The following is a 24,976-nucleotide window of genomic DNA, read 5'->3' on the forward strand; positions in this document are numbered from 1 at the left end:
AATGCGAATTTTAGTTATTGAAGATGATTTACACTTAGCAGATAACCTTCGTAATGCCCTAGAAAAAGAGCGTTACAGCGTAGACCTTTGTCACGATGGTGAAGCTGGTTTATTCCATATTACCGAGTACCCGCTTGATATGGCGGTGGTAGATTTAGGCTTACCAAAAATAGATGGTATCGAATTAATTACCAAAGCTCGTGCGCAAGGTATTACCATTCCTATTTTGATTTTAACGGCACGTGACCGTTGGCAAGATAAAGTAGAAGGCTTAGACGCAGGTGCAGATGACTACCTAACTAAACCTTTCCACGTTGAAGAGCTAATCGCTCGCTGTAATGCCCTTATCCGCCGCAGCGCAGGTAAAGCAAACCCAGAAATGACAGCAGGTCCTATCAAAATTCATACTCGCTCACAGCAAGTATGGGTAAACGATAAAGAACTTAGCTTAACAGCATACGAATACAAAGTTTTAGAATACCTAATGGTTAATCCACAAAAGGTAATTTCTAAATCTGAACTAACAGAGCACATCTACGACCAAGACTTCGATCTTGATTCAAACGTAATCGAAGTATTCGTGTTGCGTTTACGTAAGAAGCTTGACCCTGACGGTACCCTTAACCCAGTTGAAACATTACGCGGCCGTGGTTATAGGCTAAAAAGTCAGTGGTAGCATCGCAGATACCGCTTAAAGTAAGGCAAGGATTTATCCTTGTCTTTGTTTTATTAGTCGCCCTACCAATTCTGTTTTTCTCAATTGGTAAGGCTTACTACGCCTCCTTGGTCGAAGCGACCGAAAAAACCCTCGAAGCTCACTTATACTCATTAATCTCTGAAGTCGATTTCACTGAACGCGGCATTGTTATGCCAAGTACTATCTTAACGCCAGAGCTAAACCGACTAAATTCAGATACCTACGCGATGATTTATCGCGGTGACTTACCCGTTTGGTATTCTGAATCGGCTACCAATATCAATTTTATTCCTGATAACTTTGAAGCCCCTGCAGGCTCTGCGGATTTTCGCCGTGTTGAATATAACAATACTGTGTATTGGCAATTAACGCTTACCGTTATTTTAGAAAACATTGACCAATCTGAGCATGCGCGTTTTATTCTATTAAAGCGTAATGATGCCCTACTCAGGCTGATGGATGGCTTTAAACAAACACTCGTAAATTGGATGTATGTCATGGGTGTGGCCATTGCTGCGCTAATGGCGATTGGTTTTGTTTGGAGTGCAAGACCATTGCAACGACTCGATAAAGAAATTAAAGCCATTGAATCGGGTGATAACCAACAAATTAAAGGTCTTTACCCAGTTGAGCTGCAAACCATTAAAGCCGATTTAAATTTATTACTTGAATCACAGCAGCGCCAAAAAGAGCGTTATCGCGCCTCATTGAGCGACCTTGCTCATGCATTAAAAACACCATTAGCGGTGCTTAAATCTAGTCCTTTGGCCAATGATGCTGATGCACAAGAGCAGTTAGACCGCATCAACGTGATGATCGAACACCAATTAAAACGTGCTGCCACAGGTGCGTCTGACACCTGGAAAAAACAAACTCACATCAAGCCTGTTATTGATTCAATCTTAAGCGCAATGAGCAAAGTTTATCGCAACAAAGATATTATTTTCACCTGTGAAGTCACAGAAAAAGACTATTTCTTGGGTGATAAAACCGATTTAATGGAACTACTCGGTAATTTAATCGATAATGCCTGTAAAGCTTGCCGCTCACAGGTCGATATAAAGGTTAAGCAGAACAAAAAGTTAACGCTCAGCATTAGTGATGATGGCCCAGGTGTCCCTGAACACAAGCGTGAATCATTACTGACTCGCGGTACCAGACTCGATACCTACGAAAGCGGCCACGGTGTCGGCATGGCTATCGTGTCTGATTTAGTCAACTCGTATAATGGCATCTTAACCATTAAAGATGCAGAGAAACTAGCGGGCGCTGAGTTTATATTAGAGTTTAATTACAATGATAAGAAATAAAAAATCGTTACTTATTAAAGGTATGCTACTAGCCCTATGCGCTGGTTCAGCGCATACTCAAGCTGAGCAAAGTTGTGAGCTTACGAGTAACAATACAGATGAGACTAAACGTTACATTCAATGTCTTGATCAAGTTATTGCCGATTTGCATCGCGACCAAAAGATGTGGATTAATAAGCTCACGATGGATCTTGAAAAAATTAAAGAAGATAGCGGTAACAGCCAATTGCTGCCTATATTCAATCGCAGCATCAAGAACCAGGAGCGTTATTTAGAAGACAGTTGTCGCTGGCGCTACTTACAAAAAATGCCAAATGGTACGAAAGCTGCTATTGCCTACAAGCAATGTGAAATTGAAATTCTGAAAAGCCATATACAGGTTTTACAACGGCCTCTAAAGTAATAATACCAATCCGCAATAATACTTAATCATTTTGAGGGATTAAACCTGTCGCTACCTGCGTTAAAAATTTCTGATTTAGAACAACTAAATAACGAAATTTTTGCCTTGTTATCAACAAGGTTTTATTGCCTCAAAATAGACCATTTAATTAAGCGAATTGGTATAACACTTAATCATTTTGAAAGATAAAAAGGCGCTTAAGCGCCTTTTTTAATCTTCAAGTTTTAGCTCTTCGCCATTGCCAAGCAAGGTAGCAAGCCATCTCCCTTCTTGGCTGGTTTCTAAAGCAATTTTAACTATCATGGTCAATGGAACTGATAACAGCATACCCACGGTACCCATCAACCAACCCCAGAAAATTAATGATAAAAATACCACCAACGTCGATAAACCCAGCCCTTTACCCATAAAGCGCGGTTCGACAATGTTTCCCATTACGGTATTAATCACTAAATAACCACCAGCAATAAACCCTGCAACCAATGGGCCTTGAGTGATCAAAGCAAGTAGTACAGCAGGCACAGCTGCAATGATAGACCCAATGTTAGGAATATAATTAAGCATGAACGCCACTACACCCCACAGTACAAAGTAATCAACATCAAGTGCCCACAGCATAAAGCCTGCAAGTATACCTGTGCCTAAGCTAACCATGGTTTTAATTGCAAGATAAGAATTAATAGAATCTAAAAAGCGATCAATTTGCTGCATTTTCATTTCAGGATCGTCCAGTGCAAAGTGCACTTTCTTGCTCAGCATAGGTCCTTCAAATAACATGAACACCACGGTTAAGATGATCAAAAACAGATTCGCCATCACCCCACCAAGGCCAGTCAGCATGTTGGTTGCAACATCAATCATTTTACCCGGATCGAATAAAGAGATGATCTGCTCTTTATCAATCAGAATGTTATAACTTGCGGCAACATTAACCACCCAGACAAACTCTTCTTTTAGTTGTGCTTTGTACTCAGGCAGTTTTTCAGAGAAATCGGTCATAGATTGCCCAACCAACCCGGCAAGGCTTATCCCTACACCGACGATCATCAGCATCACAAACACAACAGCAATCCCTTTAGGGATACCGTATTTGGCAAAGAAACGGATTAAGGGATTACAAATAATGGCAATAAAAGCCGCCAATACAAATGGAATAACAATCACACTTGCGGCTTTAATACCCGCTAAAACAACGACTAAAGCAGCAAATATCACTAAACTTTTATTTACACCAGTCAGGCTCGACAAAATAAAATCCTTGTTAGTTTTTTTAACAGTGTAAGTGAAATACGCCGCAAAATAAATCTCAAAGCAGCTGGCACAATTAATGCTCTTTATACGTGCATAATTTGAACAATTTATGATACATATAATTAAGCGTGCTTTAAAAGGAGCTTTATATGGCACATTTATCCGACCAAGAACTTACTTTTTTCAACCGTTTATTCGAGGCTGAACGGACTAACAGCGATCCAACCGACACAAAAATGTCTGTTAGGCTCAATTTACCTGATAAATTAAACGGCTTACTTACCAATGCCAAACTAACACTACTGGCTGAAGTAGGGATTTATCAGTTGTGGTTTCCGCTTGAATTTACTAATGACGAACATGGCCAACTGATCCCCGTACTTAGCGCACCAGAAGTTATCGATACTAAGGGTATCGAACGCAGCTGGCGTACCCCTGAACTTGAAATTCACACAGAGCAATTTCAGATACTGTCTTTATCAAGTACAGGCGTGTTACTCAAGCCAAAGCGTCAATCACCCGATCTTAATAAAGAGATACTGTTGGCATTTAATTTACCTACTGAAGATCACATTATTCTTAGTGTGAAGCCAATACGAACGACCAGCAAAGGAATTGCCGGAAAAATAGTGCAAGTGTGCCAAGGTGAAGATGCACTGCGTAAATACTTATTTGAGACCCATAAGCACCATCATGCAAAGCTGTACGAGCAAGGTAACTTTACGACTGAGCTTATCTAGTTGCAGCAGCTTAACAGCTTAGATAAGCTTGGCGTTTTGCAGCAAGTCAAAACAAGGTATTTTATGAGTTATCCGATTGGAACCCCTGGTAAACCGTGGAACGACGCAGATAAAAAAGCATGGTTTGAGTTACAAACAGTAAAACGTAGTTATTTAGATGATGTTGTGTCGCAACTAGACTCTTTATCAAGTGATTTCAACATTGAGCAATATGGCGCATTAAGTTACGACAGCGACAAATACCCACTTTACATTTTAAAGAGCAAGCAATGGCACGCTGATAAACCAACTGTCTTGGTTACCGGTGGTGTGCATGGCTATGAAACAAGTGGTGTGCACGGTGCTTTAGCGTTTGCTAAGAAAAACGCAAAATACTATTTTGCTGAATTTAATATCTTAGTGGCTCCGTGTATTAGCCCGTGGGGTTATGAAACGATTAACCGCTGGAATCCAAATGCCACGGATCCAAATCGTTCATTCTATGCAGATAGTCCGGCTGAAGAGTCAGCAGCAATTATGCAGTATTTAGCCGACAACGCAATCGCACCTTATGTGCATATTGACCTGCATGAGACAACAGATACTGATAATAGTGAGTTTCGCCCTGCTTTGGCTGCACGTGATGCCACGACACACGATAACTGGAACATCCCTGATGGCTTTTATCTTGTCGCTGATAGTGAGCGCCCGCATGATGCATTTCAAACAGCGATTATAAAATCAGTTGAAAAAGTAACCCACATCGCACCAAGTGATGAGAATAACCAGTTGATTGGTGTACCACAAACCCAGTTTGGTGTAATTAATTACGAAGCGAAAAAACTGGGGTTATGTATGGGCTTAACAGATGCAGAATATGTCACAACAACAGAGGTTTACCCTGATAGTCCACTCGCAAATGATGAAATTTGTATTGATGCACAAGTCGCCTCAATTACTGGTGCTTTGAACTATATTGTTAACAAATAGTTAGTTATATTTTAAATGTGGGGTGAATGATTTATCCACCCCAAACCTAAATAACTAGATAAATTTTACACATATACAAACTTTATGAAAAAGTTATGTTTTTTAAAATTTGTATACTAAATAACTAGACACATACATAGAATTGTATAAAATTCGCGCTCTTTTTAATTCAAAAGGGAAGCAAATTGGAATTTAAGAATCACTATGGCAGTGTCAGTATCATCACTGATGGTCCAATTATTATTGGGCAATTTTCTGGTAATATTAACGCACGTTTGGTCAATGACTTTGCAGTCGATTTAAAAAAGCATATTTCTGCTTTAGCTGGAAAGCCGTGGGCGTATATTAGTCATTCTACCCAATTACTTGCTACTACCCCTGATGCCGAACGCGGCTTCACGCATTTATTTCGTGCTCTACACGGCACTAATTGTATCGCAACTGCTTATATGTTTAGTTCGTCTATTGTGCTTAATCAGATGAAACGCATCATTGCGCAAGCGCAATCACCGATTCAAATAATGGACTGTTTATTTGATGATTTAGACAGCGCTAAGGCGTATGTCCTGAAGCAGCTCGAATTCGCAGAAATGGCTTGTTAAAAACAAGCCATTTTCGTTTCTGGAGCCGTGATTGAGGTTAATCTCGGTAAAACTTAGTTTCTTTAGTTATTGTGATATCAGCATCTTCTAATGCTTGAATGTGAAAACTGATAGGCGTTACTTTTGATTTCAATTCGTAGCCATCTGCAACCACAGTGACAGGCACACGTTTCATCTGCCCTGCTTCAATCGTAATGGTATCTGGTACTTGTAAGCTTGCTTCTTCAATACCACTGATACCAATTGAATAGCTCAAGCTATGCTGTGTTTTGTTGATAATTGATAAGGTATATGGATTCTCAACTAAGCCTTCAAAATTAACACGATACAGTGCATTACGGTCACGAATGACAGAAGCCTCTATAGGTGTACGCATTGCCATCCACACAACCATGCCCACAACAAACAGCGCCGTTAAACCACCATAGCCAAGCAGTTTTAACCTAAATGGGTTGGTCGCTTTGCCTTCCATTTGTTTTTCAGACGCGTATTTGATCAGGCCTTTTTGATAGTTGAATTTTTCCATAGTGCTATCACATGCATCAATACATAAGCCACAGTTTATGCATTCATACTGTAAGCCATTACGAATATCGATACCCGCCGGACATACTTCGACACATAGATTACAGTCTACACAGTCACCTAAGCCTAACTCTTTAGGATCGGCTTTACGCTTACGCGCACCACGAGACTCCCCTCGCGCTTGATCGTAGGTAACAACTAACGTGTCTTTATCAAACATCACTGATTGAAATCGTGAATATGGACATGCAACAGTACACATTTTTTCACGTAAGAATCCCGCATTGCCATAGGTACAAAATGCGAACAGGAATACCCAAAAGCTGACAATCCCAGACATTTCTAAGGTAAATAAGCTCATGTATAAAGACTTAGCGGGGATGAAATAAGCCATAAATGACATCGATGTAAGCAAAGAGATCACCAGCCAAGCTGCATGCTTAGTGATTTTCTTTTGCCATTTACTCACTGACCAATCTGCTTTATCAAGTTTAATGCGCTGATTACGATTACCTTCAACTTTGTGTTCGACCCAAGTAAACATCAACATCCAAATTGTTTGTGGGCAAGTGTAACCACACCAAACACGCCCTAACCAATTAGTGACGAAAAACAAAGCAAACGCTCCTGTCATAAATAACATGGCTAAGATCATAAAATCTTGTGGTAACAGCGTTAAACCAAATAGGGTAAATTTTTGGCTGGCTACATCGAGTAATACGGCTTGACGGCCATCATAGGGGATCCACGGAATGGCGATAAATGTCAGCATCAGCACCCAGCCTAAATAACGACGGATGCGTTGGAAGTATCCCTTTTGCTCACGAATATAAATTGGCCCTTCTTGGTTGTAGGGCTTGATGATTAAGTCTTGCTCTTTAATATCAAATTTCATTTTGCTACTTACTTTTGTGTCGGTAATAGCCTGATAGAGCAACTATCAGGCCAACACAAAATAAAAATAAACCATTGATATTAAACGACTAAATTCACATTTAACCCCTCAAAAGCACGATATATCGCGAATGATCGTGATATATCGCGAATTACCGTTTTATAGCTAGCTTTTTCATTTTTGATCTCAAGGTACTTTCTGGAAGTCCCAGCAAGGTTGCGGCACCATTTTCACCTGATATTTGCCCGTTACAGCGCTTTAGCACCTCACAAATATGCTGCTTTTGTACTGCATCAAGAGAAACCACCTGCTCATTTGATTGCTCGTTACTCAAAGGTGCTGAAAGCTGCAGTACCATTTGCTTAGACAAAATAGCTTCACGCTCAAGGATATTTTGTAGCTCACGAATATTGCCTGGCCAATCATAATTCGCCAGTTTGGTGAGTGTTGCTTTGCTTAGCCCTTTTAACTGTTTACCTAAGCGCTTATTCAGCTGCGTAATAATATTTGCTGCGAGTAGTGGAATATCTTCTTTTCGCTCACGAAGCGCAGGCACACGAATAGGAAACACATTTAAGCGATAATACAAGTCCATTCGAAAACTGCCCTGCTCAACCATTTGCCACAAATTACGATTTGTTGCAGCTAACACTCGGATATCCACTTTTAAGGTTTGACTGCCCCCGACGCGCTCGAACTCTTGCTCTTGTAGCACGCGCAGTAATTTACTTTGTGCCTCTAATGGCAGCTCTGCCACTTCATCTAAAAATAGAGTGCCTTTATCAGCCAGTTCAAAACGCCCTTTTCTGCGTTCATTAGCACCGGTAAACGCCCCTTTCTCATGACCAAATAACTCAGATTCAATTAAGTTGGCTGAAAACGCCGCGCAGTTTACTTTTATGAAAGGTTGCTCAGCACGATTGCTCAAACGGTGAAGGTTTCGTGCCACCAGCTCTTTACCTGTGCCGTTTTCACCTAAAATCAAAACCGTACTATTGGTTTGGCTTACCAGGGTAATTTGCTCGAGCATACTTTGAAACGAATGACTTTGGCCGACCAAACCTGAGTCTTGCCAATCTTCGTTTAACTCTGAAATAAGGTACGCATTTTCAGCTTGTAACTGCTCAGATAAATGTTGAACTTGCGCTAGTGCGTCACGTAAAGCCACTTCTGTTTGCTGCTGTTTTGATACATCACGAAAAATCGCGACTGCTCCAATCAAAGCACCGTTTTTATAGACTGGTGTTGAAGTATACTCAACAGCAAAATAGCTTCCATCTTTACGCCAGAATACTTCATCGTTTACATGTCGATGTTTGCCATCAAACATAGTGCAATATATTTGGCATTCATCTGCAGGATATGGTGAGCCATCTTTACGAGTATGGTGATGATATTGGTGTATTTTTTTACCAAGGAGTTCGTCTGCTTTCCAGCCGGTCATGCGCTCAGCAGCAGGATTTACAAAAACCGCATTACCCGATAAATCGAAGCCATAAATACCTTCGCCTACAGCATTTAGCAATAATGTGGGGTCGTTTAAAAATTCCTTGATCATAGCAATCACTCAATTCGCGAAATATCACGAGTAATTATGACAAGGTTAAATTTGCTTAACAAGCAATTACAAAAAAAGCGGCGTGAAGCCGCTTTAAAATATCAAAGAGTTTTACAGTGTGGGCACTAAGATAATTTCACCCTGAGATACTTTCATATCTAATGGTAATTTGCTCAATAATGCGACTTTAGGGTCATTCATATTTAGCTTATAGACAGGGTTAACCGCTAAAAAGCCGTTAATCACTTGCATTGCTTGATCATCTAATAAGTTTAAGCTGCCCTTGAAACCCGCGGTGTCGATTGTTGTATCAACCAATTTTACATTACGTAAAAAGACTGCTTTTTTCTCGCTGTCATAAAATGGGCTACCTTCGATTTGCAGCTTTAAGCGTACTGGATACTTAAGTGCGAAAGCTTTAATAACAGCACTAGAATCAGCCCCTAAAACCACCACGTCACGCTTATCTGGGCCAACATTGACACTTAGGTCGTTTACAGCAAAATCAACGGGTAAGCCCATCAATTTTATTTGTTCGCTTAATTTTGGTAATTGATCAGCAAGGGCTGCTTCAATTTCTGAATTGGTAAACGAGTACACCGACATCCCTTGATCTGTACTTTTACAAGCCCCTAAAAATAAACAGGTAAGTAGTAATAAAATTCTCATTGTTTTCCTCAAAAAAACACGGAAAAAAACCGCTATAAAAAGCGGTTTTTATTCGTTAAATTGCAAATATTGCTTTAAGCCTTGCTAGTGTGTCAGCTGAAACTGAACCCTCACTGACTGCAAGTAATTGCTTTAAGTAATAATAAACATCTGCGTGCTCACCACGGTGTTTATCATCTAACATCGCAACTTGCTCTGTCATACGTAACTGACTATCGGCCGATTCAACGCCCGCCAGAATTTCGATACGTGTTAACAGCTGCCCGGCATTTAAGTTTGTCGTTAATGACGCTTGAAACTGCGATGGCAGTTCACTGCCGCTCTCAAGAGCAGCAAATAAAGCCGTTAACTTAGACTGTTCAGCTTGCTTGCTAATTAGCGCTGTTTTTGCACTAATCGCAGCTTCTAACTGAGCAACACGCGCTGATAACGCTTTTGAGTACTCAAGCTCTGCCAGCTTAACAGTTAAATCTTTAAGCTGTGCAAGATGAACGACAACCTCAAGTGCAGATTCAAGCTCAGCTAACTGCGCTGCTGCAACTTCATCATTTTGCTGCTGAACTTGCTTTTGCTGTTCAAACTCAGCGCTTCGCTTCGCAAAAGTGTCGTCATTAACACGTCTAAATTGCTGCCATAAGGTGTTTTCAGCTTTCATTCCTGCAAAGCCGATTGTTTGCCACGTTTGTTGAAGCGCTTTAAGTTCTTGGCATGCAGCCGCTAAATCATCGCTCTGCGATAACAGTGTCGCTTGCTCAACAAGTGCTGCTTTTTGTTCAGCATTTGCTTTATGAAATGCAATTAGTTGAGATTGTACTTGTGATTGTGCAGCTTTGAATTGTGCTTGCAGCTCACGATACGTTTTAGGGTCAACATTACCCGCTGAACGCCATGTTTTTGCAATTCGATTGAATTTACTTTCAAACTGCTTCCAATCGAACTCGTCAGACTGAGTATTTAGCTCAGTAAGCTGCTGCATTTGCGTGATTATTTCAACACGCTGTGCTTTAGCTTGCTCACGTTGCTGCTCTTGCTCTGCAAAATACTCGCGGCACGGCGCAAACAGTAATTCAATCTGTTGATCGAATAACTCGCCTTGTTGCTTTTCTGCATCAGTATCTAGACGCCCTAATTCATTCCAACGACGACGTAACTGTTTAACTTGTTCAGCACGTTGTTTAGGGTCAGTACACTCAGTTGCAGCAAGTTCTGTTACTTCCACGAGTAATGCATCACGCTTTGGCGCTGATGCGTATTTTTGCCAATCTTTTGCTTCTGCTAATTGTGTTTCTAAATCAGCTTTTAAGCTAGTTAATGGCTGCTTGTAATACTCTGTAAGCGTGGCATATAACTCTTCAAAGCCTTTGAATACACCAAATGCAACATTAAAACGACCTTGCTCAATTAAACGTTTTACATCACGGGCTTTACGTTTCGCTGCTTGTTGGTTCTTTTCAAACTTATTAGTAAGCGGTGCCATCGCTTGCTGCCAGCTATTTACTGCTTCAGCTAAATTTGCTTTAAAGCGACCTTGTAAGCGATTAGGAATACTTGCCAGCTTTTTACGTGCAAGTTTTTGTTGATGCTCAAACTGCTGTTTTAGACTATCAAACTCGCTTTCGTCTTCAGACGTTGCCACTGTGTTTAATTTATCAAATGCCTCTTTAAACTCAGCAATCGCGCTAACTAGCTGCGGTAACTGTTCAACTTGATTGAATAAATTTGTTAAGTGCTGTTTTACATCACGGACATTTTGATTTTCCGTTAAGTTAGCCTCTGCTAGCGTATCTTTTGCCTCTGCAACTTTAGCCTCAAGCCAATCTTGCTGAATTTGCTCCGGCGTTTCTAAGCCTAATTGCAAAGCGTTTTCTATTTCTTCACCAATTGCTTCAAGGCTCGCAAGCGCTAATACTTGACGCTGTTGCTCAGCTAACACTTGCTGCGCAGCTTCGTGCTCTTTGCTTAGTTGTGCAATATGAGACTCAAGCTTTTGCGTAATTGCTGAATACTTTTTATCAAGTGTGCTGACTTGTTCTTCGCTCAGCCACTTTAATTCGATAGCTTGCCACTGCTGTAATAATTCAGCATGTTGCATCGATACTAATTGAAAATCATGCTTATCACGCAGCGCATTCAGCTTTGCCAATACCACGCGTGTATCTGCTTCTACTTTGGCGGGCATTTCTATCGCTAAGCGTTCATTCTCAAGGTGAGTCGCCAGTTGTGTGTGTGCTTCACCTTGCGCATGTTTTAGTAGTGGTTTTGCAAGTTGGTGATTAATAACAAGCTCAACAAGCTGTAATTGCAGCTCTTCGCGGCCTTCTTTAAAGGCTTTATCAATTAGGCTTGGATTGGCTAAACGCTTTAATAATTTAACGCGAACTTGAATTTCTTTTTCAGCAAACGCTAGCTTTTCGAGTGTTTTTACTGGCGCATAACGCTCAATAAACTCGTTTTTGATATTTGCATCTAATTTGCTATCGGTATTTAAAACCGCTTGGTTGATATGCTGCTCTGCAATTTCTTTAAGTGCTTGGTCTTGCTTATAAACTTGCCACCATAATACAAGATCATTGACTTTGTTTAAGGCTTTTTTACGGATCTCAGCTGAGCTATCTTCAAGGGCAATGCTATTTAAGATGCTAAGGTCACGTTCTGTATCAAGGCGTTCAACCGCGGCTAAACGAACTTGGCTTTTAGGGTGCTTCCATTTCGGAGTAAACAGGTGTTTAAAGATCATTTTCACTAAACCTAGCTATTTCATTTTCTGATGCGAATTCTTTTTGCAATTGAGCTTTGCTCTTTTGCACCATTTCACCATTTGCGCCAATGGTAAACTGCTCATTGGTTTGCGAAACTTTAGCTTGGTAAAGCATCACGAGTTGAACGGTTTGTTGTTTTTGTTCGTCAGTTAACGGTGTGCCATCGGGCCATTTACCCGTTGAGGCGCCATACTGAAGACGTTCAAATACTTCTGGGGTGATATTTTTTACGATGTGATCAATATTCATGTTACTTTTTCTTTTTCAAAACAACTAAATAAATGCGGCTTATGATATACCACACAAAACCTACTGCCATTGCCGCTGAATAGGCATACCACTCAGGAGATTTTGCTTCGGGGTGCATAAAATAAAAACAGAAAAAGCCCCCTAAAAATAAAATCAGTGCGAGGAAAGACTGATTCATAAACTTTTGTTGTCTACGAATACGCGTTTCTTTTTGCATTTGCTGCAACTGCTCATTGCTTAGATCGGTGACTTGGCATTCACAATGCGGACATTGTTTATGTTTGTCAGATATTGATTTTGCACATTGCGGGCAACTAATAATCGCCATATCTTTCTCCATACTACGCATAAAAAAGGCGCCTTTAGGCGCCCTTTATTGTACTTGTTTTATGAGTCGATGTCTTATTTGAATTTCACTCAATTGTGAAGATTCGAAAACCTGCACAACTAAATCCTCTACAAAAACTCAAAAACCAGATTTATTGTTTCTCTTTCGCCTTTTCAGCTAAACGCTTTTCCCAGAAAGTCGCATTTTTAATGCCTAATTTAACTGGGTCAAAAGTAATTTCACCACCGGCTTTCTTTTGATCTTCGTAATCACGTAAACAGTTAAGCGCTGGTTTTGCGACGAAGAAAATAGCTAATATACCGACAATATTGATCCATGCCATTAAGCCTACGCCAATGTCACCAATGTTCCAGATATAGCCAGAGCTATTTACCATGCCGTATGCCACCATAAACATGATCACAAGTTTCACGGCAACCAGTGGAATATTACCTTTGAAGTAACGGTTCAAATAAGCAACGTTAGTTTCTGCAATATAGTAATAAGCAAGAATGGTCGTAAATGCGAAGAAGAATAAGGCAATACCTACAAACGCTTCACCAAACCCACCAAATACGCTAAATAACGCCATTTGTGTGAAAGCAGCTGAGCCTACTTCTGTTGCTGCATCAACATTTTGCACAATAAATTGACCCGCAGGTAATTCACCCACAATGTTGTATTGATTTGTGATTAAAATCATTAGCGCCGTTGCGGTACACACAAAAATAGTATCAACATACACAGAGAATGCTTGCACCAAGCCTTGCTGTGCTGGGTGATCAACTTCAGCTGCTGCAGCTGCATGCGGGCCCGTACCTTGACCAGCTTCGTTTGAGTAGATACCACGTTTAACACCCCAGCCAATGGCAGCACCAAAGCCTGCTTGTGCTGTGAATGCATCAGATAAAATCATTGAGAAGATACCTGGTACTTTATCTAAGTTTAAGAACACCACAATTAACGCTAATACGATGTAACCTAGCGCCATAAATGGCACCACGATTTGTGTGAAGTTTGCGATACGCTTAATGCCACCAAAGATAATAAACGCTAGCACAATTAAGATGATTGCAAGGGCAACTAACTTAAAGCTACCTACTTCACCAAAGCTGGTGCTAACGAGAGTGCCTTCACCGAAAACTTGTGTAAATGCATTACCGACTGCATTCGCTTGAACACCCGGCAGGAATACACCACAGGCAATAATCGCTGATACTGCAAATAATACAGCTAACCACTTTTGCTGTAAGCAACGGTCAAAGTAATAAGCAGGACCACCTCGGTACTGACCATCTTCTTCTGATTTATAAATTTGACCAAGGGTTGACTCGGCATACGCAGTACTTGCGCCTAAGAACGCAACTACCCACATCCAGAAAATTGCACCCGGACCACCAAAGCCAATAGCTGCTGCAACGCCAGCAATATTACCTACACCAACACGGCCCGATAATGATACAGCTAACGCTTGGAACGAAGAAATACCCGTATCTGAATTATTAGAGCTAAGCAATAACTTACACATTTCTTTAAAATGTCTAACTTGCGCGAATCGGGTTAAAACGGAATAAAACAGACCTGCACCTAGACATAAATAAATGAGTGCATTACTCCAAATTATGTCATTAACGGCGCTTACTAAAGCTTCCATGGATATCCTCTATGATTATATTTTTTATTGTTAGTTACGATACTCAGCGTGAGCTTGTGAGAATGCGCGACATGATGACTGTGAGAAATAAATATAAAATTAAATTACCTCTCAGCTAAACGTATTGATATTAACTTAAACCAACCAAGTTTGTTAACAGTTAATTTTCAATATGACAAATGTACCTACCTAGTTAACATTCGATGCATCCTGCTCTGCACCGTCATTTTTCAGTTAGCAGATACAATTACGGGCATCAGTTTTGCTGATGCCCGTAAGGTTCGTTATCTTAATTTATCAACCACGTTAACGATAGCCGCTAACGTATCTTGACCAAATTGATACGAGCGACGATCTGACCAGCCGTAATCAGGGTCTGGTAAATCATCGTTATCTTTAAATGGCATCTCTACTGTATACGCTAATGCATTAAACTCATGCGCGACAGCAGAAGAACCAACAGTTAGGTTAGCCTGGCCCGGTTCATCTTTAGGGTAACCGTGCTCGTCTTGGAACTCTGGCGTTACTGTTAAAAGCGCAGCTTTAAAGCTATCTTCTAACTCTTTTAAGCGGTCATCGTAGCCCGGGATACCTTCACTGCCCGCAACAAAGTTATAAGGAATAGCTTCGTCGCCATGAATGTCTAGGTGCATATCAAGGCCAGTTTCACGCATTTTATTTAGCACTAGGAATACTTCAGGGCTATTTTCCATGCTCGGTGTTTGCCACTCACGGTTTAGGTTAACGCCTTTAGCATTCGTGCGCAGGTGACCACGCACACTGCCATCAGGGTTCATATTTGGCACAATGTAGAATACGGCTTTTGATAATAATGCTGCTGCATGTGGATCTTCATCATCAAGTAGTTTATGAAGCAAACCTTCAACATACCACTCGGCCATTGTCTCACCTGGGTGTTGGCGTGCTGTGATCCAGATTGTTTTCTTGTCACTGCTAGGAATACCCACTCGTAATACACTCATATCGCGACCATCAAGGGTTTCGCCTAATGTTTCTAATTCACACGCATGTTGGCTTTGTACCCATGCAAGTAAATCTAAGTGACGGTCGTAGCTGTATGGGGCAAAGTAAGCAAAGTACATGCTGCCGCACTCAGGCTCTACTTCAAATGATAGCGTGCCGTTTGCATACTCAGATGGCACACGGAACCAAGTTTGACGGTCGTATGATGCAACCGCGTGATAACCTTCCCAGCCATCAGGATATGCTGAGTTTTCTAAGTTATTAATGTGTAATTTATGGCTTTGAAACGGCGTTGTTTCAAGACGAAAGTGAAACCACTGGAAAAAATCAGACTGATTGTCTTTATTAATTTCTAATTGAATATTCAGCGGATCAACGGCTTCAATAACCTTGATATTACCACTGTCAAAATTGCTGGTGATTTTCATTCTATAAACCTATTGGTTAAAAATAATTCTTAGCTATTCGCTTGTTAGTTAAGAATTAAGTCAACGCTCTTTGGTAGAACGTTTTGTTAGTAAATTAGTGTAGACGTAGCACAGCCTACCACATGAAGAAAATTTGCAAAAACTTTCACGACTAAAAAAGCCAGCATAATGCTGGCTTCTAGATTGTTTATTTTTTAGCTATTAGCGAGGTAAGCTTGGGAAAGTTACTTCAGCCATGTCACGCATACAACGTACTACCTGACAGCTATAACCAAACTCGTTATCGTACCAAACATAAAGCACAACACGGTTGTCATCTACGATTGTCGCTTGTGAGTCAACAACACCTGCGTAACGGCTACCCACTAAGTCAGTCGATACGATTTCAGTAGACGCTGTGTAATCGATTTGGTCACGAAGGTCTGAGTAAAGTGCAGTTTCACGTAAGAATGCATTTAGTTCTTCAACTGTAGTGCCTTTTTCAAGGTTTAAGTTCAAGATTGCCATTGATACGTTTGGTGTAGGAACACGGATAGCGTTACCTGTAAGTTTACCTTCAAGCTCAGGTAAAGCTTTAGAAACCGCTTTTGCAGCACCCGTTGAAGTGATAACCATGTTAAGTGCAGCAGCACGACCACGGCGCTCAGCGTTGTGGTAGTTATCAATTAAGTTTTGGTCATTTGTGTACGAGTGAACTGTTTCAACGTGACCATTCTTGATACCAAACTTATCGTTAAGTGCTTTTAACGTCGGGGTAATAGCATTGGTTGTACAGCTTGCTGCACAGACAATTTTATCTTCAGGTTTGATATCTTGGTTGTTTACACCGTATACGATGTTCTTGATGTTGCCTTTAGCTGGTGCAGTTAATAATACTTTTGCTGCGCCTTTTGCTTCTAAGTGCTGACCAAGACCTGCTTCGTCTTTCCAGATACCTGTGTTATCAACAACAAGTGCATTCTCGATGCCGTAAGCTGTGTAATCTACTTCGCTTGGAGAGTTAGCGTAGATAACTTGAATGTAGCTACCGTTAGCTTTAATTGCGTTACGCTCTTTATCAATTGTGATAGAGCCATTGAATGGACCGTGGATAGAGTCACGACGAAGTAAGCTTGCACGCTTTTCTAGGTCACCGTCTTTACCGCCACGAACAACGATTGCACGTAAACGTAAGTCTGCATAAGGACCTGATTTTTCGATTAATAGACGTGCTAATAAACGGCCGATACGACCGAAACCGTATAACACAACATCACGTGGCTCTTTGCGCTCTGAGTTTGCGATTTCTGCTAATTCGTCAGTTAAGTATTCTTCAACTGAACGACCTTTTGCAGCATCTGTAAACAAATAACCATACGCTAGTTTACCAATATCGATACGTGCTGAGTTTAATTCCATTTTGCTAATCGCTTCTAAGAAAGGGAAGCTTTCACGTAAACGTAGTTTTGTACCTTCAAACTGAGCAACTGTTTTGTGCGCTTTGATGATATCGATTGTACTGGCATTAACGAGAGGACGGCCATATACAGCGATTTCGATACCACGATTACGATAAAGTCTACCAATGATAGGTTGCATACTTTCTGCGTAATCTTGACGTTCTTGCCAGCTGCTTGTGTATTCTAACTCGTGAGATGAGGTCATTTTTTTTACCTAATTAAACAATTTTGAACGGATAGCCTTAAAAAATGTGTTGTGATTTGAGAGCAACACATCTCAGGCAGGGGTATTCTAATTTAAACTCGAACGATTCTCCACTGTTACAGAACAAATCATTGCGCTAGAATAAAGTAGTACAAATTAAGTTGAGGTTAAGGAATGTTATTAAGAGCAAGCGTGTTGCTTGGTTTATTGGCATTAGCAGGCTGTGAAGATCCGCTTACACTAGCGAAAGTGTGCGACGAAACGCCTGGCTTCTGTAGTGATTTAAATAAAGACAGTCACTGTAAAGAGCAACGTGCCGAGGTCATCATTCAACGTTATGTTGAATATAAGTCGCCAACAGACGAAAACAAATACCAATTATTAAAAGATTTCGAGAAATACGATCAGTGTGTGTCGCTTGCGGCCAAGATTGAGCATATAAAACTAAAAGAAAAAACCACCTCTCGCGTTGAAGGTCATTTAACAAGCATTAAAGAAATGACACGTATTTTTCAAGATACCAAAAATACAAACCATCCAGGTTTGTTGTATTACCATTGGTCACGTAATAACGACCAATCAGCGTTAACTAAACTACTCGCCCTTGAAGAAAAACAAGATAAACGGGTGACCGAAGATGCTGAGATGCAGTTTTTCTTGGCAAGCTACTACGTGAAGTTTGATGATGAAAAAACCATTGATTTGCTATACAAAACGCTCGAGTTAAATAAAGCAGGTGAAACACCGAATCCAGAGATCTACCCGACTCTGGTCAGCTTATTTTACAAACACGAAAAGTATAAGCACGCATACACTTTTGCACGCGTGGCACAATTATCAGGGTATGAAAATGTCGATATTTTACCTATCGAACATCAACTCGCTGCCATTGGTAAGAGCCTAGACAGCCTAGATGATTTAGCACAAAAAACTTACGACAGTATCCAAGCCGGCACTTTTGTGTCGCCGCGCGGATTCTAGCCACTCGCAAGTAATGTTTTTAAACAAATAAAAAAGGCAGCTAACGCTGCCTTTTCTTATTTTGCTTTGCTTGTGCCAACTTCTACACGAGTCTTGAGCTTTTGACCTGGTCTAAAAGTCACTACTCGGCGTGCCGAAATAGGGATATCTTCACCTGTTTTCGGATTGCGGCCTGGACGTTCTTTCTTATCTCGAAGATCAAAGTTACCAAATCCAGAGAGCTTAACCTGCTCGCCTTTTTCTAGCGCTGAGCGGATTTCTTCAAAAAACGCTTCAACTAAATCTTTGGCATCTTTTTTATTGATCCCGAGTTTTTCAAATAGGTGTTCAGCTATGTCGGCTTTAGTAAGCGCCATATCTAGTCCCTCAACGATGCGTTAAATTGTTCGGCCAATGCGGCCACCACATTATCAACTACTTGATTGATATCTTTCTCTTCGAGCGTTCTATCAACCGCTTGCAGTGTTAGAGCAATCGCCAAACTCTTATAATTTGGCTCAATACCTTTGCCCTTATACACATCGAATAAGTTTAGGTCAACCAATTGATTTCCGCCAACTTTTTCTATGACATTTAAAATATCGCCAGATTTTACGTGATCTTCCACTAAAATCGCGATATCACGGCGGTTTGACGGGAATTTCGACACTGCTACCGCTTCTGGTAATTTTCTTTTTTCTAGTGCAGACATTTCGATTTCAAACACAAATGCTGTGTTGTTGATATCTAGTGACTTTTGCACCTGTGGGTGCACTGCACCAAAGAAGCCAACTTTTTTACCATCAACATAAATAACCGCTGATTGACCTGGGTGTAAGCCGTCAGACTGCTCTGCTTTTATCTCAAAACGTGATGAATCGTTACTAATTGCTAAAAGTGCTTCAACATCACCTTTTAAGTCATAAAAATCAACGCTACGCTTTTCTTGAACCCAATGTTCACCGTGTGCAAGACCAGAGATTACACCACCGATAACAGCAACTTGGTTTACACCGTTTTCAGCATTTTCGTCACGTAAGAATTTTAAGCCGTGCTCAAATAAACGTACACGTGGTTGCTGACGGTTTTGATTATAAACTAATGACGCTAATAGACCCGGCATTAAACTTACACGCATTGCCGACATTTCAACCGAAATTGGGTGTGGCAATACAAGCGCATCACTTTGCGGGTGTAAAATTGCTTGTGCTTTTGGATCAACGAAGCTGTAAGTAATTGCTTCTTGGTAACCACGTGTTACAAGCGTATTGCGGAACTTAGTGACCGCAACATGTGACTCGTCATGGTTAGTCATTTTTAATTTAGCAGTTGGTGCAACGTTAGGAATGCTGTTATAGCCGTAAACACGTGCAACTTCTTCAATTAAGTCTTCTTCGATACGAATATCAAAGCGATAGCTAGGTACGTCAGCACTCCATACACCATCAACAATTTTCACGTCTAAACCTAAACGCGTTAGGATGTCAGTTACTTTTGCATCATCAATATGGTGGCCAATTACGCGGTCTAAACGCTCACGACGTAAACGCACTTCTGTTACTTTTGGTAACTTGTCAGTTGCGACTGCTTCAACAACTGGGCCTGCATCACCGCCAACAATCTCAAGAAGTAATGCTGTCGCACGTTCCATTGCATCTTTTTGCAGTGCAAAATCGACACCACGCTCGTAACGGTGTGACGCATCAGTGTGTAAACCGTAACTACGTGCTTGGCCAGCAATCGCAACCGGGTTAAAGAAGGCGCTTTCTAATAAGATATCTGACGTTGATTCCGTTACACCTGATTTTTCACCACCAAAAATACCTGCAATAGCAAGCGCTTTGTTGTGATCAGCAATTACAAGTGTAGACTCGTTAAGTTTTGCAGTGTTGCCATCAAGAAGAACGATTTCTTCACCTGCATTCGCGCTACGTACTTTAATGCCACCTTCAATTGCATTTAAATCAAATGCGTGCATTGGGTGACCAAGCTCTAATAACACGTAGTTTGTAACATCAACAACTGGGTCAATTGAGCGAATGCCACTGCGACGAAGTTTTTCTACCATCCAAAGTGGTGTTTCTGCATCAAGGTTAATACCTTTGATCACACGACCTAAATAACGAGGACACGCATCATCATTTACAAGCTCAATTGATACTTTGTCTTCAATCGTCGCCGCAACAGGTGCGATTTCAAGTGTATTAACATCAATACTATTCAGTACGCCCACTTCACGCGCTAGACCTTTAATACCTAAACAGTCACTACGGTTTGGTGTTAAGTCAACATCAATAATGCTGTCGTCCAGGTTTAAATACTCGCGTAAGTCAGTACCGATTGGCGCATCACTTGGTAATTCCATGATGCCATCGCCTTCTTCGCTGATGCCTAATTCAACGAATGCGCACAGCATACCGTGTGAAGGTTGACCACGAAGTTTGGCTTTTTTAATTTTGAAGTCGCCAGGTAATACAGCGCCAACAGTCGCAACAGCGACTTTTAAGCCTTGGCGACAGTTAGGTGCACCACACACGATATCAAGTAGCTCATCACCACCTACGTTTACTTTAGTTACACGTAACTTATCAGCATCCGGGTGTTGACCACACTCAACCACTTCACCAACAACAACGCCTGTGAACTCAGCCGCTGCAGGCTCAACACCGTCAACTTCAAGACCAGCCATTGATAACTGTTCCGAAAGAGCCTGTGTGTCGATTGCTGGGTTAACCCACTCTCTTAACCACTTTTCACTAAATTTCATTTTATATCTTCACTCTTAACGGAACTGGTTTAGGAATTTTAAATCGTTTTCGAAAAATGCACGTAAGTCATTTACGCCATAACGCAACATCGTCAAGCGCTCAACACCCATACCGAATGCAAAGCCTGTGTATTTTTCTGGATCAATACCCACTGATTTAAGAACGTTAGGGTGAACCATGCCACAGCCTAATACCTCTAACCACTTGCCGTTTTTACCCATAACATCAACCTCAGCTGATGGCTCGGTAAATGGGAAGTAAGAAGGACGGAAACGAATTTCCATATCTTCTTCAAAGAAGTTACGTAAGAAGTCGTGCAGAATACCTTTTAACTCAGTGAAGCTTACATCTGTATCAACCATTAAGCCTTCCACTTGATGGAACATTGGCGTGTGTGTTTGGTCGTAATCGTTACGATAAACACGACCTGGAGAAATGATGCGCAGTGGTGGCTGCTCAGTTTCCATCGTACGGATTTGTACACCACTTGTTTGTGTACGTAACACAAGCTTAGGGTTGAAATAGAAAGTATCGTGATCAGCACGTGCAGGATGGTGCTCAGGAATATTTAGCGCATCGAAGTTATGAAAATCATCTTCAACTTCAGGACCTGACTTAACCGCAAAACCTAACTCACCAAAAAAGCTTTCAATACGTTCAATAGTACGAGTTACTGGGTGTAAGCCACCTGTTGGCATAACACGACCCGGTAAAGTTACGTCGATCGTTTCTGCCGCTAGCTTCTCTTCAAGAGCCTTACTTGCTAGTAACTCACGCTTTTCGTTAATGGCTGTTTGTACTTCTTGTTTTGCTTGGTTAATCACTTGACCCGCTTCTTTACGCTCTTCAGGGGCAATCTTGCCTAGCGTTTTAAGTAAGTTGGTGATTTCACCTTTTTTACCAAGGTAATTAACCCTGATATCTTCTAATTGCGCGATTTCGTTCGCACTGGCAACAGCCTCAAGTGCTTGCGCTAAAATATTTTCTAAGTTCATTGAGTACCTGGTCTTTCACAGAAGGATTTTGTAATAGCTAATGATAACTGAAAGCAAGGACTAGATTCTAGCCCTACTAAAGCTTTAACGTTGATTTTATAAAAGGAATTGTTAATTTTCTTTGTGCAGCCATTGAGGCGTGGTCAAGTTTGTCTAAAACGTCCAATAATGCACGCATATCACGGCTTAATCGCGTTAATAAAAAGCGCGCACACTCATCCGTCAATTCAAGGCCACGCATATGAGCACGGCGTACGAGCGCTTCGGCTTTGTCATCATCGCTCATTGAACGGATCTGTAATGTTGTGCCCCATTTCAAACGCGAAACTAAGTCAGGTAAATTGATATGTAGCATGTCAGGTAATAAATCAGCTGTGACCACAAGGTATTTGCCAGGCTCATTGAAGCGATTGAAAAAGTTAAATAATCCTTTCTCCCATGCATCGTTGCCTGCCACCAAGTGAACGTCATCAATACATAACACGTCAAGGTTTTCGAGACCTTCAAGTACCACAGGACCGTAGTCAATCACTTCACGCATTGAAAGTAACATGGTTGATAAACCGCGCTCTTGAGCGTGAATACAGGTCGCGTACAACAGATGCGATTTACCTGAATCACCTAAACCGCATAAATAGGTATATTGAAATTTGTTACTCAGCTTTGTGAACGCATCTTTAAGGTGGCTCACTTCAAGCGAGTTTTCGCCACCAAAATAAGAAGTAAATGTTTCATCATCTGGCAAAGTAACTGGCAATGCCATTTGCATTGGTTCTTGCACTGCGATTAAAGCCCCTGCCACTGATATTCAAGCTCGTCTTTATTGACCACTTGGTAAAAATCACGCGGGTCTTGATACGCTTTAAAGGCATTATCAAGTTCTAACGCTTTTCTAAAGTCGTTCATGCTGCCTGTGTGATTTACTGTAAATTGTACGGTATCGGGTGTACGCACAGATATTACGGCACGAGTAACAACACTTAAGCTCTCTAAACGGCGTTTAGCAAATTCAATATCAACAAAGTTATTGATACCTTTTAGATAGAAGGTTGCTGTCGCAAGTTGACCAATCATCGTTGGATCAATGGCATATTCTGCTGCTAAGCCACCTGCTAGACTATCAATCATATCTGCAACAATTTGCTGTTTATCACCCATCAAACGATTAGTATCGAATAATTCCGCATTAGTGAAACGCCAATCAAGGATCCAGGTTTCTGAATCTGCTTGTTGGTACATTCTTGCAGTAATACTGCGCTCTGCACTATAACGACTCGACGCTCGCTCTACCGGCTCAGAGAAATTACCCCATACTTCTGGTATCCCAACAATAGCACGGTCTTCTAAATCAAGCAGTGGCACAACGACAGGTAAACCACGACGGCCAGCTTTGTCGTATATAAGCTGTTCAAGCTGCGGATATGACTCTTGAGTCACCAGTTCACGGCGCCAGTTATCTTCAATAGCTAACCAGATAGCCACTAAAGGACGACGTGTCCCCCAAAGAGGCAGGCCAAGATCTTTGATCAATGCATTAATTTTATTCGCTTCAAATTTAACAACTAGATTTAAACTGCCATCTGCTTTTTCATCATATTCAAATTTGAGCATGTAATCGGAAATGTCGCGGGTACGTTCTTTAGCTACAGGGTTTTGATCTGCGCTTGTGTCCCCACTTACTTTCACCAACACATTTAGCAGCGCTTCACGACTTGCTGCCAAACGAGCATCACGTGATTTGTCTGCAACTTTAAGAGTATCTTGATATAGGTTAGTCACCTCAACAGCAAAGGTTGAAGCACTCGAAAAAAATAATAATAAACAAATAAGTAATCTAGACACAGGCCATTAGTTCTTGCTTTTAAACTGATTTGATCCTAAATCAAAGCCATAAACAAAGCAAAGTTAATTTAATGAACGACAGATGAGCAACTTCGTGAGTTACGAGAGTATAGTTAGCGAGGGGAAAGTTGAAAGAGTAAAGTTTTAAGTTCTGGTGTAGGTTGGGTAGAGCGAAGTGAAATCCAACACAGAGCTATCAGCTTTAAGCCGTCAGCGATCAGCCGCGCGGTGTGGGTGTTTGGTGCTGCGTCTTCCTCTGGTTCTAGGTTCTAGGTTCTAGGTTCTAGGTTCTATGTAAAGTGTACTTGTAGGAATGGCTTTAGCCATGAATATGTTTGTTCTGGTCTAGATTCGGCACTGAAGTGCCTCCTACGGGGTTTTGTTGCTGAGGGTGACTCTCTACTAAACAACCAAACAGTTCAACTTTACCCTTGCTAACTAGCAACTCGCTAACTATTTAGCCATGAATGTGTTTGTTATGGTCTGGATTCGGCACTGAAGTACCTCCTACGGGGTTTTGTTGCTGAGGGTGACTCTTTACTAAACAACCCCACAGATCAACTGACCTCTAATATCTGACGTCTGATGTCTCCTGTCTATTCGGCACTGAAGTGCCTCCTACCCGGGGTTGTTAGTGAGGGTGACTCTGTACAAAATGATCTGACTCCATAAAAGTAGACACCTTTTTGGAGCCAGTAACCATGAAAGTAAAACCATATCGCAAACATTCGCTCGAATTTAAAATA

Annotated in this window: 22 protein-coding genes; 7 read left to right on the top strand and 15 right to left on the bottom strand. The window is 41.2% G+C overall.

Going from position 1 to position 24,976, the window contains the following annotated elements; genetic code table 11:
• Position 1: 1 nt before the first annotated feature.
• Genes C2M25_RS07760 through C2M25_RS07770 form a run of 3 tightly spaced genes read left to right on the top strand, consistent with a single transcriptional unit; the run spans position 2 to position 2,410 of the window.
• Positions 2-676 carry a response regulator transcription factor gene (locus C2M25_RS07760; protein WP_063704548.1) on the top strand — a complete coding sequence of 225 codons (675 nt, stop codon included), beginning with the start codon at positions 2-4 and terminating at the stop codon, positions 674-676.
• Positions 670-2,007, top strand: coding sequence for an ATP-binding protein (locus C2M25_RS07765; protein ID WP_105180808.1), 1,338 nt, complete (start codon positions 670-672; stop codon positions 2,005-2,007). Before C2M25_RS07760 ends, C2M25_RS07765 begins: the two co-directional genes overlap by 7 nt.
• Positions 1,994-2,410 (top strand): hypothetical protein, encoded by a 417-nt coding sequence (locus C2M25_RS07770; RefSeq protein WP_105180809.1) that lies wholly within the window; start codon positions 1,994-1,996, stop codon positions 2,408-2,410. Before C2M25_RS07765 ends, C2M25_RS07770 begins: the two co-directional genes overlap by 14 nt.
• Positions 2,411-2,620: 210 nt before the next feature.
• Here the strand turns inward: C2M25_RS07770 and C2M25_RS07775 are convergent, their stop codons facing one another.
• On the bottom strand, positions 2,621-3,658 hold the full coding sequence (locus tag C2M25_RS07775; protein WP_105180810.1) for an AI-2E family transporter: 1,038 nt from the start codon (positions 3,656-3,658) through the stop codon (positions 2,621-2,623).
• 152 nt (positions 3,659-3,810) lie between these two features.
• Here C2M25_RS07775 and C2M25_RS07780 point away from each other — a divergent pair, with 152 nt between their 5' ends.
• The 3 genes from C2M25_RS07780 to C2M25_RS07790 all read left to right on the top strand — a co-directional run bounded on the left by C2M25_RS07780 (position 3,811) and on the right by C2M25_RS07790 (position 5,972).
• Positions 3,811-4,401, top strand: a complete 591-nt coding sequence (locus C2M25_RS07780; protein ID WP_105174337.1) for a hypothetical protein — start codon at positions 3,811-3,813, stop codon at positions 4,399-4,401.
• A 63-nt stretch (positions 4,402-4,464) separates the two neighbouring features.
• Entirely contained in the window at positions 4,465-5,370 is a 906-nt protein-coding gene (locus C2M25_RS07785; protein WP_105180821.1) for a M14 family metallopeptidase, read from the top strand.
• Positions 5,371-5,555: 185 nt separating this feature from the next.
• Positions 5,556-5,972 (top strand): hypothetical protein, encoded by a 417-nt coding sequence (locus tag C2M25_RS07790; RefSeq protein ID WP_063704538.1) that lies wholly within the window; start codon positions 5,556-5,558, stop codon positions 5,970-5,972.
• A 37-nt stretch (positions 5,973-6,009) separates the two neighbouring features.
• Here C2M25_RS07790 and ccoG read toward each other — a convergent pair whose 3' ends face one another.
• The 9 genes from ccoG to C2M25_RS07835 all read right to left on the bottom strand — a co-directional run bounded on the left by ccoG (position 6,010) and on the right by C2M25_RS07835 (position 17,665).
• The gene (gene ccoG / locus C2M25_RS07795) at positions 6,010-7,392 is read right to left on the bottom strand and encodes a cytochrome c oxidase accessory protein CcoG (protein ID WP_105180811.1); all 1,383 of its coding nucleotides are present in this window, start codon (positions 7,390-7,392) and stop codon (positions 6,010-6,012) included.
• Positions 7,393-7,543: 151 nt separating this feature from the next.
• Complete coding sequence (locus tag C2M25_RS07800) at positions 7,544-8,950, bottom strand: sigma-54 interaction domain-containing protein (RefSeq protein ID WP_105180812.1); 1,407 nt, start codon at positions 8,948-8,950, stop codon at positions 7,544-7,546.
• 111 nt (positions 8,951-9,061) lie between these two features.
• Positions 9,062-9,619 carry a DUF1439 domain-containing protein gene (locus C2M25_RS07805; protein ID WP_063704534.1) on the bottom strand — a complete coding sequence of 186 codons (558 nt, stop codon included), beginning with the start codon at positions 9,617-9,619 and terminating at the stop codon, positions 9,062-9,064.
• A 55-nt stretch (positions 9,620-9,674) separates the two neighbouring features.
• The gene (locus C2M25_RS07810; protein ID WP_105180813.1) at positions 9,675-12,356 is read right to left on the bottom strand and encodes a DUF349 domain-containing protein; all 2,682 of its coding nucleotides are present in this window, start codon (positions 12,354-12,356) and stop codon (positions 9,675-9,677) included.
• On the bottom strand, positions 12,346-12,627 hold the full coding sequence (locus C2M25_RS07815) for a YeaC family protein (RefSeq protein ID WP_063704530.1): 282 nt from the start codon (positions 12,625-12,627) through the stop codon (positions 12,346-12,348). The genes C2M25_RS07810 and C2M25_RS07815 overlap by 11 nt, the downstream gene beginning before the upstream one ends.
• A gap of 1 nt (position 12,628) precedes the next feature.
• A complete protein-coding gene (locus tag C2M25_RS07820; RefSeq protein WP_063706116.1) occupies positions 12,629-12,955 on the bottom strand; it encodes a hypothetical protein in 327 nt (108 codons plus the stop codon).
• 151 nt (positions 12,956-13,106) lie between these two features.
• On the bottom strand, positions 13,107-14,609 hold the full coding sequence (locus C2M25_RS07825) for an alanine/glycine:cation symporter family protein (RefSeq protein WP_063704528.1): 1,503 nt from the start codon (positions 14,607-14,609) through the stop codon (positions 13,107-13,109).
• Positions 14,610-14,893: 284 nt separating this feature from the next.
• Complete coding sequence (locus tag C2M25_RS07830) at positions 14,894-16,021, bottom strand: M14 family metallopeptidase (RefSeq protein WP_105180814.1); 1,128 nt, start codon at positions 16,019-16,021, stop codon at positions 14,894-14,896.
• Between the two features lie 201 nt (positions 16,022-16,222).
• The gene (locus tag C2M25_RS07835; RefSeq protein ID WP_063704524.1) at positions 16,223-17,665 is read right to left on the bottom strand and encodes a glyceraldehyde-3-phosphate dehydrogenase; all 1,443 of its coding nucleotides are present in this window, start codon (positions 17,663-17,665) and stop codon (positions 16,223-16,225) included.
• A 174-nt stretch (positions 17,666-17,839) separates the two neighbouring features.
• Here C2M25_RS07835 and C2M25_RS07840 point away from each other — a divergent pair, with 174 nt between their 5' ends.
• Positions 17,840-18,646 (top strand): DUF2989 domain-containing protein, encoded by an 807-nt coding sequence (locus C2M25_RS07840; RefSeq protein ID WP_105174338.1) that lies wholly within the window; start codon positions 17,840-17,842, stop codon positions 18,644-18,646.
• 56 nt (positions 18,647-18,702) lie between these two features.
• Here C2M25_RS07840 and ihfA read toward each other — a convergent pair whose 3' ends face one another.
• From ihfA to C2M25_RS07865, 5 genes are all read right to left on the bottom strand, one after another.
• Positions 18,703-19,002, bottom strand: a complete 300-nt coding sequence (ihfA, locus tag C2M25_RS07845) for an integration host factor subunit alpha (protein WP_002960690.1) — start codon at positions 19,000-19,002, stop codon at positions 18,703-18,705.
• A gap of 2 nt (positions 19,003-19,004) precedes the next feature.
• Positions 19,005-21,392 (bottom strand): phenylalanine--tRNA ligase subunit beta, encoded by a 2,388-nt coding sequence (pheT, locus tag C2M25_RS07850; protein ID WP_105180815.1) that lies wholly within the window; start codon positions 21,390-21,392, stop codon positions 19,005-19,007.
• Between the two features lie 15 nt (positions 21,393-21,407).
• Positions 21,408-22,388: a phenylalanine--tRNA ligase subunit alpha gene (pheS, locus tag C2M25_RS07855; protein WP_062568835.1), complete on the bottom strand. Its 981-nt coding sequence runs from the start codon at positions 22,386-22,388 to the stop codon at positions 21,408-21,410.
• A 76-nt stretch (positions 22,389-22,464) separates the two neighbouring features.
• Positions 22,465-23,175: a DnaA regulatory inactivator Hda gene (gene hda, locus C2M25_RS07860; protein ID WP_171038282.1), complete on the bottom strand. Its 711-nt coding sequence runs from the start codon at positions 23,173-23,175 to the stop codon at positions 22,465-22,467.
• A complete protein-coding gene (locus C2M25_RS07865) occupies positions 23,175-24,230 on the bottom strand; it encodes a DUF2066 domain-containing protein (protein WP_105180816.1) in 1,056 nt (351 codons plus the stop codon). Before C2M25_RS07865 ends, hda begins: the two co-directional genes overlap by 1 nt.
• Positions 24,231-24,976 lie beyond the last annotated feature (746 nt).

It is taken from the genome of Pseudoalteromonas sp. T1lg21, assembly GCF_002964625.1.
GTDB lineage: Bacteria > Pseudomonadota > Gammaproteobacteria > Enterobacterales > Alteromonadaceae > Pseudoalteromonas > Pseudoalteromonas gelatinilytica.

Coding starts and splice junctions, on each gene's coding strand:
- C2M25_RS07830 (WP_105180814.1), bottom strand. CDS start 16,021: ATGAAAATCACCAGCAATTTTGACAGTGGTAATATCAAGGTTATTGAA.
- C2M25_RS07810 (WP_105180813.1), bottom strand. CDS start 12,356: ATGATCTTTAAACACCTGTTTACTCCGAAATGGAAGCACCCTAAAAGC.
- C2M25_RS07835 (WP_063704524.1), bottom strand. CDS start 17,665: ATGACCTCATCTCACGAGTTAGAATACACAAGCAGCTGGCAAGAACGT.
- C2M25_RS07770 (WP_105180809.1), top strand. CDS start 1,994: ATGATAAGAAATAAAAAATCGTTACTTATTAAAGGTATGCTACTAGCC.
- C2M25_RS07820 (WP_063706116.1), bottom strand. CDS start 12,955: ATGGCGATTATTAGTTGCCCGCAATGTGCAAAATCAATATCTGACAAA.
- C2M25_RS07840 (WP_105174338.1), top strand. CDS start 17,840: ATGTTATTAAGAGCAAGCGTGTTGCTTGGTTTATTGGCATTAGCAGGC.
- C2M25_RS07815 (WP_063704530.1), bottom strand. CDS start 12,627: ATGAATATTGATCACATCGTAAAAAATATCACCCCAGAAGTATTTGAA.
- C2M25_RS07825 (WP_063704528.1), bottom strand. CDS start 14,609: ATGGAAGCTTTAGTAAGCGCCGTTAATGACATAATTTGGAGTAATGCA.
- C2M25_RS07780 (WP_105174337.1), top strand. CDS start 3,811: ATGGCACATTTATCCGACCAAGAACTTACTTTTTTCAACCGTTTATTC.
- C2M25_RS07805 (WP_063704534.1), bottom strand. CDS start 9,619: ATGAGAATTTTATTACTACTTACCTGTTTATTTTTAGGGGCTTGTAAA.
- pheT (WP_105180815.1), bottom strand. CDS start 21,392: ATGAAATTTAGTGAAAAGTGGTTAAGAGAGTGGGTTAACCCAGCAATC.
- C2M25_RS07760 (WP_063704548.1), top strand. CDS start 2: ATGCGAATTTTAGTTATTGAAGATGATTTACACTTAGCAGATAACCTT.
- C2M25_RS07785 (WP_105180821.1), top strand. CDS start 4,465: ATGAGTTATCCGATTGGAACCCCTGGTAAACCGTGGAACGACGCAGAT.
- pheS (WP_062568835.1), bottom strand. CDS start 22,388: ATGAACTTAGAAAATATTTTAGCGCAAGCACTTGAGGCTGTTGCCAGT.
- ihfA (WP_002960690.1), bottom strand. CDS start 19,002: ATGGCGCTTACTAAAGCCGACATAGCTGAACACCTATTTGAAAAACTC.
- C2M25_RS07800 (WP_105180812.1), bottom strand. CDS start 8,950: ATGATCAAGGAATTTTTAAACGACCCCACATTATTGCTAAATGCTGTA.
- ccoG (WP_105180811.1), bottom strand. CDS start 7,392: ATGAAATTTGATATTAAAGAGCAAGACTTAATCATCAAGCCCTACAAC.